Here is a 14,087-nt window from a genome sequence, read left to right on the forward strand (position 1 = left end):
TTTATCTTGACGAAAGTTCATGAAAATCGCTAAATCGACTCAAGTTGTTGTCTCGACCGCGCCCGCCGACTCCAAAGTGCAATCTTTTGCCGAACCATTTTCATCACTTCGTCGCTCCGCAGTCGAGCGCCATCATAGGTGGATTCTTCCGAATCGTCCTCACCTTGATGGCGGCTTCGTTGGTCTGCGTCGTGATCGTGATGAATCCGGCTCCCTTGGTCGCGCAGTCGAACTACGGCGAAACTCCACAAACAAATCTTGCTCCGATCCAATCGCCCGCCACTGGCGTCTCACCGTACGGACAGTCGACAATTGCCCCTCCCCCCGGCGTTGCGAATGGTGCGCCAAATGGCAGTTACGGCAGTTCGATTTACGCCAGCCCAAACTTTGCCACTCCGCCACGCCCCAACACCGCTCCGGTGTCGGGATCGCTGTTTGATCCTTACGCATCGGCGGCCGCGGCTCCAAACTCTTTCGCGGTGCCCCAGTACACGCCAACGCCGCTCGGATCACCCGTTCCGTTGAATTCCGCCGCCGGAGCATACCCTCCCGCAACGGGAAACGCCGCTTATCCCAACGGCGGTTTGCTGAACGGACTTTTCTCCGGCAGTATGTTCACACAAGGTTCAACCTCGGCGCCCTATCAAGGGGCCACTTATCAGGGCAATGGATTCGCGACCGGGTTCGGTGGAGGAACTGCCGTCCCGTACGACGCAGGATCCATCTACACCGGTGCACCTCCGACTTACCCCGGAACCGGCATGCCTTACCAAGGCGGAACCGGCTATCCAGGCACCGCGATTCCTCCGCCGGGTTTAGATCCTTATCCGTCGGCGGCCTATCCATCCGGATCCCCGTCCACACTATTCCCCGGTGGATTCTCAGGTTCTCCGTCGAGCCTATTTCCGGGCGGTTTCAGTTCACCGGAGGCCGTCAGCGCATATCGAATGCTCAACGGACCGAGGATTCGCCACACATTCATCGGTGGTGGCGATGGAGCAACCGATGTCGGATACAACCAAACCGACGCCTCGATCGGATTCGCGTTCCCCAACTTTCTGTTCAGCACACGGCCTTTGTTCGTCGTTCCGTCGTTTTCGCTGTACCTGTTCGATGGACCATCCACGCCTGCTGCAGCCCCGACACGCATGCTGCCCAGCAATGCCTATGCTGCGTCGATCGATTTCGGCTGGCAAACCGATCCCAATCAAATCGTTGGTGCTGAGCTCGGAGTCCGAGTTGGGGCGTACACCGATTTTGACACTTTCAACAGCGACAGCATCCGCGTGCTCGGAAAAGGGCTCGCCTCCTTCCGCTTGACCCCCACGTCGACGTTGAAGGGTGGCGTCTATTACCTGGACCGACTCGACACAAAGCTCCTTCCTGCGGGGGGATTGCTGTGGCAGCCAAATCCTTACACCCGGTTCGACATTTTCTTCCCTGAGCCAAAAATGGCAAAATATTGGCGAACGATCGGGACCCGTGACGTTTGGTGGTACCTGGCCGGCGAATACGGCGGTGATTCTTGGACGCTCAGCGATACTTTGCTCGCACCAGACGGCGAACGCGTCGATATCAACCAGATCAACGCGATGTTTGGATTCGAATGGGGCAACTCGCAATTGCTGCGAACCGGCCAACGTTCCGGATTCATCGAAGCCGGCATCTCGTTTGACCGAGAATTGCTCTACGAACAATCGGTCTCGGGCAACACAAGCTTGGAAGAAGCGTTTATTCTAAGAGCGGGAATTGGCTACTGAGCCGATTTTCCCACGGCAGCGAATTTGACGTTGCGTTCGCAGGGGGGCACGCTAAACTTCTGCGATTCAGAAACATTGGTCCACCGCGATCACAAACGATCAGGAAAGCATCAGTCGGTATGACGATTTCGAAAGAACGGAAAGAAGAAGTAATCAGCGAGCACGGCGCCGCAGCTGGAGACACTGGTTCTCCTGAAGTGCAGATCGCAATTTTGACGGAACGAATCAACGGATTGACCGAACACATGCGAACCCACCGCAAGGATTATGCCTCGCGTCGCGGTTTGCTGGGTTTGGTGAGTCGCCGTCGCCGTCTGCTGGATTACGTTCGTGGGCAAGACCCACAACGTTACTTGGATATCATTGGAAAACTTGGTATCCGCAAATAGTTTGTGACCGGGTGGTCGACGGCGTGGCCGCGGCCACGTGGCGTATGTCCCCCCGGGCTCTCTGGTCCCGGGGCGGGATGGAGTCGCAGTTTGACTGCGGCTCAGCATCGCTATCGGGAATGTCCTTCTCTGGACTCAAATCCTTCCCATCCATCTCAGCGAACGTGATCGCCGTTTCGCTGGCTCTACTTTGCCTTGTCCATGTACTGCAGCCGGTCCGGCTGCGTCTTGTCGCCTCGTCAGAGCAGTTCGTTTGTGGCACCTTTCGGTACCCATTGCGATCCAATCAAAACAAGCCCACGTTTGATTGTCACGAATCGGGAATGTCGCTTGGCGATTTTCGCGATTCTTCACGTTGTTGCGTGGCGACCCAGTTCGCCGCTCTTTCCCATCAGCCGTTGTGGCTGACAAGGCCTTGTTGGCCAGGGATGAAAATCGGGCCGGCTTCGGAAAAGCCGTTCAAATTGTTGTTTGTTGTGTAGATGCAGGAAAAGAGGTTGTTGTGAGTGTTCAAAAAGTTCGCGTGGAGCGAAAAATTGGTGATTCGGTGCTGTCGTTTGAGACAGGACACATCGCTAAACAAGCAGCCGGCAGCGTGCTGGTTCAATACGGCGAAACCGTTGTGCTGGTCGCGGCCGCATCGGGTACGCCACGTCCGGGAATCGATTTCTTCCCCTTGATGTGTGATTATCGCGAGCGATTGGCTGCAGCTGGTAAATTCCCTGGTGGCTTCCTAAAACGCGAAGGTCGTCCCAGCACAAAAGAAATCCTCAGCTCGCGTTTGATGGATCGCCCGATCCGACCGCTTTGGCCAGCCGGTTACAAAGATGAAGTTCAAGTCCAAGCTTGCGTGATCGCCAGCGACTTGCAAAACGACGGCGACGTATTGGCAATGATCGGTGGCGCTACCGCGTTGCACATCAGCCCACTGCCATTCAAAGGCCCTCTGGGTAGCGTTCGAGTCGGTAAGGTTGACGGCAAATTGGTTGCCTTCCCAACCGCCGATCAACTCGAACAAAGCGAGTTGGACATGATCGTCAGCGGCAGCCGTGACATGGTTGCCATGATCGAAGGCTTTGCCAATGAAATGCCCGAAGACGAGATGATGGAAGCGATTGGCTTCGCCCATGACGCCATCCGCGAAGTCATCGACCTGCAAGAAGAGTTCTATAAAAAGGTCAACCCAGAGAAGACTCCTTACCAGTCACCTGAAGACGACGGGTTGCTTCAGCGTTTGACCGACGCCTACTACAGCGACTTCAAAACCGCTCAACAAACTTCGGGTAAGCAAGCTCGTGCGGAAGCCGTCCGTGCCGTTCGCGATCGTGCGATGGCCGACGTCATTCCTGATCCCAACGCTGCTGACGCCGTTTGCGTCAACCGCTTCAAATCAGTCTGGCACGACCTGGAAGAAAAGGTCGTTCGCGACCTGATCCTCGCCGGCACCCGCCCCGATGGCCGCGACCACAACTCGCTTCGCGCCATTCACTGCGAAACCGACTTGTTGCCACGCGTTCACGGTTCGGCTTTGTTCCAACGTGGCGAAACCCAAGCTCTCATCACGATCGCATTGGGAACCAGCCGCGACGAACAACGCGTCGATGGCCTGCAGGACGAGTACAGCAAGAAGTTTATGCTGGACTACAACTTCCCTTCGTACTCGGTTGGCGAATGCCGTCCGATTCGTGGACCTGGACGTCGTGAAATCGGACACGGTTGCTTAGCCGAGCGTAGCGTCGCTCCCGTGCTTCCTTCCGCCGACGACTTCCCCTACACAATTCGCGTGATCAGCGACATCACCGAATCGAACGGTAGCTCCTCCATGGCTTCCGTTTGTGGTGCTACCCTCGGCCTGATGGCTTCGGGTGTTCCAATCAGCAACCCAGTCGCTGGTATCTCGGTCGGCCTCGTCCAAGACGGTCCTGACAACTGGTGCTTGATCACTGACATCCTCGGAACCGAAGACCACTTCGGCGACATGGACTTCAAGATCGCTGGTACTCAAAACGGTATCACCGGTATCCAGTTGGACCTCAAAGTCACCGGTGTCACTAACGACATCATCCGCGCCACGCTGAAACAATCGCGTGAAGCTCGGATCGAGATCCTGAAGAAGATGCTGACGACGATCCCACGTCCTCGTCGCGAAATCTCGCCGACCGCTCCTCGTCTGCTTCGCACGAAAATCTCGCCCGACAAGATCGGTGCCTTGATCGGTCCTGGCGGAAAGAACATCCGTGGAATTCAAGAAACGACCGGTGCGGTCATCGAAGTCGATGATGAAGGCACCGTCTTGGTTGCCAGCAGCAACAAAGAGTCGGCTCAAGAAGCCATGCGTCAGGTCGAGGCTTGCACGGCAACCGTTCAGATTGGCAAGATCTACGACGGCACCGTCAGCAGCATCAAAGAGTTTGGTGCCTTCGTTGAAATCCTTCCCGGTCGCGATGGACTGGTTCACATCAGCGAGATGAGTGGCGGATACATCAGCAGCCTGGACCAAGTGATCGCCGTTGGCGACGCCATGAAGGTCTTGGTCATCGATGTTGACGAACACGATCGCGTGAAGCTCAGCCGTCGCAAAGCTCTCGAAGAGCTCGGCGAAGAAGATCCTTTGGCCGTTGAAGGCGAAGGTGGCGGCGACAGCGAAGGCGGTGGCGACGGTGAAGATCGCCCACGTCGTCGACGCGGCGGCAGCGGCGGTGGTGGAGGCGGAGGTCGCGGACGCGGCCCACGTCGAAGCGGTGGCGGACGCGATCGCGACTGATCGCTTCTCTACCGAAGTACCACTGAATGATCACTCAACCCCGGCATCTGATTTGATGCCGGGGTTTTTCATGCGCCAATGTGCAGGTCACCTGTTGCTTTCCGGGAAACCAAAGCAGCCGGAGCACAATCGCGTCCCGCTTTCACGGTCCCCAAAGCATCCTCGCACAACGTCCGTTCAGTTTCCGGACGACGATTTCAGGTAGGCCATCAAGTCCACCAGTTCACGCTCGGTCATCAACTCGGACAGATTGGCGGGCATCAATGATCGCTGGGATGCCTGCCGAGCTTCCACGTTGTCAACGCGAACGTCTTGGGTCTTCCCATCCGAAGTGGTCAATCGAATCACCTCGTCATCCTGACTGGCGATCAAACCAACTAGAACACGACCGTCATCCAATAGCAGACTCTGCGTTCGAAATGCTTGGTCAATGTTGCGATCCGGCAGCACGACGTCCTCAAGCAACCGCTCCACACTTCGTGAAATCGCTCCGTCCAACTGCGGACCGACCAAACTCCCTTCACCGTGAAGCTGATGACAAGTTTGGCAGTGTTTGGTGAACACAGCTTTGCCATTCACCGTGTCGCCATCCAGGTTTCGAATCGACGCAAGCAATTGGCTCAACTTCTCAATGCGCCCAGAGTCAACAACGATTCCTTCGGTCAACTCCCTCACCTGATTTCGTGAGGCTTCATCCAGCTTCGGTTCCATCGCCTGCTGAACATCTGGATCGACCAAAACTTGCGCGGCGTACGACCCCGACTCGATCACGGAAATCAAAACCGCCGGGTCCGCACCGCTAGCGATCCAGTTCAGCGCCAGCTTCCGTTGCTGCGATGCATTCAGATGCGGCCCCAGTTGCTTCAGCTGCTCAACTGCCTCCCATCGCTCACTCGCAGTTGCATCAACGATCGACTCAGCCAAATCCACTTGTCCGATTTCCGCCGACACGAATTGAGCCAGCGTCGACAATCCAGCTTGCCCACTCAAATTCGCCACCGTGCCGGCGACACTCAATCGCGTCAGCGGACCAAATTGTTCATCGACGAGCAGTCCCTTCAAGCGACCCTCGAATTCAATCAACTCGAGTCGTTCAATCCAATCCAATGCTCTCGCCCACCGATGAGACGATCCAGTTGGACTGAGCCTTCCCGGCATGAAGTCACCGATCGCCAACCACGCGTAGGCAGTGCCCGAGTCACCGTCGACAGCTTCGATTCGAACCAACTGGCCAACCACGTTATGGGTCTCCCAAACGACCAATTGCGCGACATCCGAGCGAGGAGGCAACACTTGTCGAAGCACCTCTCCCGTTTTCGCTGAAACCAGACGAACGAAGTTCGATTCTGGATTGATTCGTCCTGGCCGAGCATTGTGGCCGGCAACGCGAAATCGGATTTGCTCGGGGGCCTCAAACCAATCGCTCGCGATCGTTCCCGTATATGTCTCGCCGAGCGGAAAGCTGCTCACTAGCTCCGCAAACACATCGCGTTCCTCAGCCGATGCCGCCACATGAGTCAAACGCCGTTCGGTGGACCAATTCTTTTCGTCGGAACCGAACCATGCGACCGGAATATCGTCAGCGACGGTCAACTCGGTCCATTCGGCTTCGATCAACTCCATTGCCCAACTTCGAATGGATGTCGGGACACTCGCCGATTGAAAACCGGCCGCGTCGCTAATCAGATGCAACCAATCGAATGCCTGCTCTGTTTTGGAACCTGCCAACTGCCTGGCCAACGCGACGCAGGCACCCAACTGATGCGGTTTCGCCAACGATACCGCGTGACCGAACAAGGCCCTGTTCGCTGCTTGCTCGCCTTTGACTTGCATCGCTGTCGTCAGATAGGCCAAGATCGGCTCGACGACTTCGTTTCGCTTCAGGCCTAGCATGATCGAGGTCGTCTCTGCGTCAGGTGCAGAATCCCAAAACGGATCATCGTCAGAGGCGAACTGCAACAAATTCCGAATGGCAATGCGGATCGTTTGCCGCAAGACAACGTCCGCCTCATCGACCTCGCTCAACGTTACAACCAATCCTGCCACGTCCGTCGCGTCCCCGCGTCGGCCGATGCACTCCGCGGACATCCGCACGATGTGGGCGTTGTCATGCATCAACAACCCACGAATTTGCTCCAATGACATGGTGTCTGCATTGCCATCAGAACTCATTCGAATTTTAGAGACCAACCGCTGTTCTTCACTGGTCGATTCATCCCCATCGATTGCGGTGCCCGTATAACGAACTTGCCAGATACGGCCACTCGTTCGATCTCGCCCTGGATGCTCCAGCGGCACTTCGTAGTGGCCAATGATTTTGTTGTAGAAATCGGCGACGTAAATGTTCCCTTGTTTGTCGACCTGAATATCCACTGGCCGAAACCAAGGGTCATCGCTGGTCAAAAAATCGGGCAACGCCCGCCCTTTCGCCGTCGCCCCAACGAACTCTCGTTGGTTCCAATTCAAACGTGAAGTCATCACGTTGCCACTGATAAAACAGTTGCGAAGTGGAACGACCATCGAGTCGGGTGGAAAAAAATGAATACCAGAAATCGCGGTGCTGCCATGCAAATGGTCCATCATCGGCGGCAGAAAACCCAACCCATCGTGTGGCAGACCAAAACTAGGGTAGCAAGCACCAGCGACCAACTGGCTGATCGGTTTGCTGTGGCAGTCCGCTGAATACCAATACCCCCATTCGTCCCTCGTCATCCCAAACGGATTGACTTGCCCGCGAGTATGCAACTCCACCCGACTTCCATCGGGACGGAACCGGAATGTGTTGCCTGAAACCATCGTGACAAGGTGCCCATCCGTTCCCGTAACTCGGCTTTGATTGCTGAATCCATGACAGGCATAGATCCAACCATCACCACCGTCTCGCAAGGAATTGATCATGCCATGCGTGTCTCGGGTCGTGTCAAACGGCCCCAAAACGATCTGTCGCTCATCACACTTCCCATCGCCGTCGGTGTCACGGAGGTACCAAATGTTTGGAATGCTGAAACACAAGCATCCGTCACCGTAAGGCAGCACTCCCATCGGGATGTTCAATCCATCCGCAAACATCCTGATCGAATCAGCTTTTCCATCACCGTCAGTGTCTTTCAACACCTTGATCGAATCGGGGCCCTCTTCGTCCAATGCCACCGGATACGGATAAGCAACACTTTCGGTCACCCATAAGCTGCCTTCCGAATCCATCGCCATATTCAACGGCTTGGCAATTTCGGGCTCAGATGCAAAAAGCCTGATTTCGAAGTCGGGCGGCAGGTGGAACCCAGCCATCTCTTCGGCGGGAGTCCGATGCCCCGTCGACCGAACCCCTTCACCGTAAACCTCCGCCGCAGTCACCGGTTCGGCAGCACCAACTGGCATCTCCGCCGACACGCCCTCCGATTGATTCCGTTCCTGCCCAATCAAAGCAGGCCCTCCGGCAATAAAAAGAGCCAGCAACGAACAGCAGAAGACCGCTGGAGAACGAAAATCCGCACGCATTTCGCCGCGGAAGTGATTGAATCGAAAACGCTTCATGGAACGCATTCCTGTGGGGTTGGAATTCAGCAGAAAACACCTTACCCCAACCAAATACCCGACTGGTCGTTTACAATACGAAACCTTCCGATCTTTCGACTCAACTCAAGCTCACATCACGATGCAAAAGTTCATCCTTCTCGCGTTTGCCGCCATCCTGTCTCCCTTCTTCGTTGCGAGTGCGACTCATGGAGAAGATGCCGCAGCTTCATCCGAAACGAAGCCGCTTCAGGTGCTACTCGTTGCCGGCGGTTGCTGCCACGACTACACCAGCCAAACAAAGATTCTGAAGGAGGGATTGGAAGAGCGAATCAATGCCAAGGTCACCGTTGTGCTGAGTGACAACACGACCACCCGAGCACGATTCGACATTTACGAGTCCGACGATTGGGCAGATGGCTATGACGTCGTGATTCACGATGAGTGCTCAGCGGACGTCATCGAAAAGCCGTATGTGAATCGAATTTTGAAACAGCACCTCGATGGCGTGCCCGCCGTGAATCTCCACTGCGCCATGCACAGCTATCGCTGGGACGACTTCCGCCAACCTGTCAAAGACGGAGCCGACAATGCGGGTTGGTACGAGATGCTTGGTTTGCAGTCGACCGGTCACGGCCCCAAATTTCCAATCGATATCAAACACTTGGACAAACATCCAATCACCGCAGGCATGGAAGATTGGACAACCATCAACGAAGAACTTTACAACAACATTCGCGTGTTTGATGGTGCCTCGGCATTGATCCAAGGCGTCCAAGAGACTCCACCGAACAAGAAACAACTGAAGCAAGATCCCAACGCAAAAGCAAAAGAAGCCACTGCCGTCGTTGCTTGGACCAACGAATACGGTCCCAATAAAACGCGAATTTTCAGCACCTCGCTTGGGCACCAAAACGAAACCGTCGCCGACACTCGTTACATGGACCTCGTTTCGCGTGGTGTGCTTTGGGCGGCTGGACAGCTCGACGAAACCACCGCATCAGCCGAGTGAACTCCGAGACGTTCCTACATTCACTTACGGTGCCGCTTTCTTAGGTCGAAATGATGCTATCACGTCTTGCTCTGGTCATCCTAGCGTCGCTTGTCTGCTCATCTGCGGTTCAAGCACAACGGTATTTCCTAGGCCAAGGCGTGATGTCCGGTGAAGTCACCTCGACTAGCGTGTTGCTGCAAACGAGACTGACCGCGAGAGAAGGGTTGGACGAATCCGGCGACTTGCCGGGTCGCGCAGGAAGAGTACGTTTCGAATGGTCCACCGCCCCAGATTTTCGATCGTCGCAAACGAGCGACCAGTTGATCGCGGAACCTGGCCACGATTTCATCGTTCGCCACCTGGTCACGTCGCTCACTCCCGGAACGCGTTACTACTATCGAGCATTGGTTTCCGTCGCGACCGAGGAACGCCCGTTCGAACCAATCGGGCAATTCCAAACGCTCCCGGCCGAAGACTCCGAGGCCGATGTCGAGTTCCTGGTTTTCAGTTGCATGAACTACAACAAGTTCCTGCACGGCAAGAAAGCCAAGTCATCCGGGCCACTGACTGCCACGGAAGAGGACAAGCGACTGGGTTATCCGGCGTTGGTCCATATGAAAAAACATTCGCCAGCTTTCTTCGTTGGTACCGGCGACATCGTTTACTACGACAATCCCTATCGAAATGCGGAAACCTTGACGCAGCTTCGACAATGCTGGCACGAACAGTTCCGTTTCCCTCGCCTGATCGATTTCCTGAAAGAAGTCCCGGGGTATTGGTCCAAAGATGACCATGACTTTCGATTCAACGATTCGGACCACGACAAGGATCGTCTGCCGCTTCCCAACACCGGAATTCAAGTCTTTCGAGAACAACTGCCCATCGTTCCCGCGGACGATCAGGATTCACCAACCTATCGCACTTTTCGTGTCAACCAACACCTTCAAATTTGGTTGACGGAAGGTCGTGACTACCGATCACCCAATCGCATGAAGGATGGACCGGAGAAGACACTGTGGGGCGACGAGCAAAAGCAATGGCTCAAGAGCACACTGAAAGCAAGTGACGCGAAATGGAAGTTGTTGATCTCGCCCACTCCTTTGATCGGCCCTGACGATGCCTACAAAAAAGACAACCACGCCAATTTGAAGGGATTTCGGCACGAAGCGAATGAGTTCTTTGAGTGGTTGGACGCCAATGAAATCGATCACTTCATGACGATGTGTGGCGACCGACACTGGCAGTACCACAGCATTCATCCGTCGGGCATTCAAGAGTTTGCTTGCGGCGCCTTGAATGACGAAAACTCTCGAATGGGCGTGCCGCCTGGGTCACGGCGAGGCACCGACCCTGAAGCTTTGATCGAACAGCCATTCATCTCGCCGGAACCCAGCGGAGGCTTCCTATCGGTCACTGCGGGCGAGGATCTGTTAGTCGAGTTTTACAACGACGAGGGCAAACTTCTCTACGAAGCCCGCCCCTAACCACGGTCTCTCGACGGCTCACACTGGCGACTCAAAAGACGATCGCCAGACATGGTGAGCAAGCGTTTCTCGCGTGCACCTAACACACCGCTTGCGCCGATATCCTGAAACGGGACGAGCCCCAACGGCAAGCTTGCAATGCCTGCTTCACCATTCATGAATTGAATGTCCGGCGCCGCCCCGAGTTTAAAAATCCACATGGAAAATTCAAACTCGGCTATGGGATTCTTACCGGCTCAGTGGAAACTAATCCGACTGAAACGCCTCCTGAAGACGCTTCCTCCCCCACTAAGTGATGAGCGGGAAACGAGTGCCACGCAGCCTTCGCCGGAAAGCCCCACGGGTGCTTCGCATAAAAGGCTCCTGGCATTCATCTCCCAACCGTTCCCAATCCCCGCGTTGCCCCGCCTTTTGATGAGCTGCAGCATGAAATTCCGGACGACACTGATGTCCATGTTGGCGTGTATCACACTCCAAACCGCCGTGGCACAAGACCAAACCAAACCTCACCCGGCGACATTGCCTCACCCACAGGTCGAGCCAGCCCTGAAGAATATTCACGCGACCATCGCCGAGGGTCCCTTCGAGGCCGACTGGAATTCGCTGGAGAAGTACGAGATCCCGCAGTGGTACAAGGATGCAAAATTCGGCATCTTCATTCACTGGGGAGCCTACAGCGTTCCTGCGTATGGCAGTGAGTGGTACCCACGGCAGATGTACATCGATCGTGACCGCCGAGGCGACAATTTTTTCCAGCATCACATCGACACCTACGGCCCGCAAAAAACGTTTGGCTACAAAGACTTCATCCCGCAGTTCAAAGCGGAAAAATTTGACGCGAAAGCGTGGGCCCAGCTTTTCAAAGATACCGGGGCTCGCTACGTCATCCCGGTTGCCGAGCACCACGATGGATTCCCAATGTACGACTGTGCGTTCACCCGCTGGGACGCATCCGAGATGGGGCCTAAACGTGATGTGATCCAAGAACTATCCGAAGCTGTTCGTGCAAAAGGCATGAAGTTCGGCGTTAGCAGCCACCGAGCATTCAACTGGATGTTCTACGTGCGTGACGAATCGTTCGACAATGCGGACCCGCAGTACGCTGACCTCTATGGCCGTCCAATGCCTTTCCTGTTTGAGGAGAATGCGTGGGATTACCAACACAACTTCACACCGCAAGACGACCAATTCAAAGACGATTGGTTGGCTCGTTCCTGCGAGTTGGTAGACAAGTACAAACCAGATGTGTTTTGGTTCGACTTCGGAATCACCCCAAAACATGGCGACTCGACTCACGAGAACAACACGTACGCCGAACACCTGCAGAAATTCGCAGCCTACTACTACAACAAAACGTCCGCCAAAGACTCCGACCTCGGCATCATCAACTACAAATTCAACGCGTTCCCCGAATCCGCCGCGGTTTTGGACAAAGAACGCTCCAAGATGGCGGAAATCCGCAAGCCTTTTTGGCAAACCGATACGGCGGTGAGTTCCAGTTCATGGGGCTATACCGAGAACCAACGCTACAAAACTCCTGAGCGATTGGTGAACGACCTCGTCGATATCGTTAGTAAAAATGGTTGCCTGCTATTGAACGTGGGACCTCGCGCTGACGGAACCATTCCCGAAGAAGACCAAGCCATCCTGAAGGCAATCGGTGATTGGTTAAAGGTCAACGGCGAGGCGATCTACGACACGACCTATTGGAAGACTTTTGGTGAAGGACCAACATCGGTTTCGACAGGCCACGTTTCCGAATCCAAAGACAAACCTTTCACATCGGAAGACCTTCGGTTCACCACTCGCGACAACGTCCTGTACGTCCATGGCTTGAAGTGGCCCGAAAACAACGAGATCACGGTCAAGACATTGGCTCAGGGCAGCGATCTGTATCCGGAAGAGATCAGAACCATCCAATTGCTCGGGTTCGACAGGGAACTGAGTTGGGAACGAGACGCGTCAGGTGTGACCGTTTCGCTTCCAAAGGACAAAGCGTCGAAGTTTGCTTACGTCCTGAAGGTCACCCAATGATGCCAGAGTCGATTGCGTCTCAACGAGTCGAGAGAGCCGCCGTGCCAACCATTCGCAATACGCTGCCGCCAATCATCTTTGGCACCAGTGCATTGGGCAATCTTTACCAAGCGGTCGACCGCGATACCAAGCGGTCCATCGTTTCGGAATGGTTTGAACATTGCGACGGTGTGGTTGCCGCAGATTCAGCCGGCAAGTACGGCGCGGGTTTGGCTTTGGAAAGCATGGCGGATGCATTGCGTTCATTGAACGTTGCTCCGGATCAAATTCTGATCAGCAACAAACTTGGTTGGCGGCGGGTGGCTTTGACGACGCCGGAACCAACCTTCGAACCCGGTGCCTGGGTTGGGCTCAAACACGATGCGGTCCAGGACATCAGCTACGACGGCATTTTGAGATGCTGGGAACAGGGTTGCGAGCTACTCGCTCCCTACCGACCGCAATTGGTATCGGTCCACGACCCGGACGAATACCTGGCCGCCGCGACCGACGAAAACGATCGCCAACGACGCTGGGAAGACATCCTGGGTGCCTACCAAGCGTTGAGTGAACTACGTGATCGCGGTGATGTCTTGGCGATAGGCGTTGGTTCAAAGGACTGGCGTGTGTCCGAAGAACTCGCACGAGCCTTTCCCTTGGACTGGGTGATGCTCGCGACCAGCCTCACCATTCGGACTCATCCAGAATCCTTGCTGGACTTCGTTGAAGCGATGCGTCTTCAAGGTGTCAGTGTGATCAACTCAGCCGTCTTTCATGCCGGCTTTTTAACCGGTGGTGACTACTACGATTATCGAAAAGTCACCGGCGAAAGCGTCGAGGATCAGGAGCTGATTTCTTGGCGACAACGATTCCATGATCACTGCAAGCGACATGGCGTTCGGCCAGCCGAAGCGTGCGTCGCCTTCGGCATGTCACCACCTGGTGTCGTGGCGACCGCTTTGAACAGCAGCAAACCAGATCGGATCGCTCAGAATGTTCAACTGGTTTCGGCCAAGCCTCCTGCTGAGTTTTGGACATCGATGAAACAAGACGGTTTGATCGACACGTCTTACCCATACGTCTGATACGAGCCGTTATGATTTGCGTGATCCACGGCTTAACCATTGGCGTGGACATCTCTTCCTTCATTCCTCCAACTCCTCCCCAGGA

8 protein-coding genes are annotated in these 14,087 nt (G+C 55.2%); 7 read left to right on the forward strand and 1 reads right to left on the reverse strand.

Annotated features, from left to right (window positions below):
* Positions 1–167 precede the first annotated feature (167 nt).
* The 3 genes from RB_RS11775 (at position 168) to pnp (ending at position 4,913) form a co-directional block, all read left to right on the forward strand.
* A complete protein-coding gene (locus RB_RS11775) occupies positions 168–1,760 on the forward strand; it encodes a hypothetical protein (protein ID WP_164921902.1) in 1,593 nt (530 codons plus the stop codon).
* Positions 1,761–1,879: 119 nt separating this feature from the next.
* Positions 1,880–2,149 carry a 30S ribosomal protein S15 gene (gene rpsO, locus RB_RS11780; RefSeq protein ID WP_007329975.1) on the forward strand — a complete coding sequence of 90 codons (270 nt, stop codon included), beginning with the start codon at positions 1,880–1,882 and terminating at the stop codon, positions 2,147–2,149.
* Between the two features lie 502 nt (positions 2,150–2,651).
* Entirely contained in the window at positions 2,652–4,913 is a 2,262-nt protein-coding gene (gene pnp, locus RB_RS11785; protein WP_037246149.1) for a polyribonucleotide nucleotidyltransferase, read from the forward strand.
* Between the two features lie 177 nt (positions 4,914–5,090).
* On the opposite strand, the gene RB_RS11790 is transcribed toward pnp, so the two are convergent.
* Positions 5,091–8,447: a PVC-type heme-binding CxxCH protein gene (locus RB_RS11790; RefSeq protein ID WP_231846425.1), complete on the reverse strand. Its 3,357-nt coding sequence runs from the start codon at positions 8,445–8,447 to the stop codon at positions 5,091–5,093.
* A 121-nt stretch (positions 8,448–8,568) separates the two neighbouring features.
* On the opposite strand from RB_RS11790, the gene RB_RS11795 reads away from it, so the two are divergent.
* The 4 genes from RB_RS11795 to RB_RS11810 all read left to right on the forward strand — a co-directional run bounded on the left by RB_RS11795 (position 8,569) and on the right by RB_RS11810 (position 14,002).
* A complete protein-coding gene (locus RB_RS11795) occupies positions 8,569–9,438 on the forward strand; it encodes a ThuA domain-containing protein (RefSeq protein ID WP_011120623.1) in 870 nt (289 codons plus the stop codon).
* A gap of 50 nt (positions 9,439–9,488) precedes the next feature.
* The gene (locus RB_RS11800) at positions 9,489–10,904 is read left to right on the forward strand and encodes an alkaline phosphatase D family protein (protein ID WP_011120624.1); all 1,416 of its coding nucleotides are present in this window, start codon (positions 9,489–9,491) and stop codon (positions 10,902–10,904) included.
* Between the two features lie 414 nt (positions 10,905–11,318).
* Complete coding sequence (locus RB_RS11805) at positions 11,319–12,938, forward strand: alpha-L-fucosidase (RefSeq protein WP_164922831.1); 1,620 nt, start codon at positions 11,319–11,321, stop codon at positions 12,936–12,938.
* A gap of 41 nt (positions 12,939–12,979) precedes the next feature.
* Positions 12,980–14,002: an aldo/keto reductase gene (locus tag RB_RS11810; RefSeq protein WP_231846427.1), complete on the forward strand. Its 1,023-nt coding sequence runs from the start codon at positions 12,980–12,982 to the stop codon at positions 14,000–14,002.
* Positions 14,003–14,087: the final 85 nt, after the last annotated feature.

This window comes from Rhodopirellula baltica SH 1 (assembly GCF_000196115.1).
Classification (GTDB): Bacteria; Planctomycetota; Planctomycetia; order Pirellulales; family Pirellulaceae; genus Rhodopirellula; species Rhodopirellula baltica.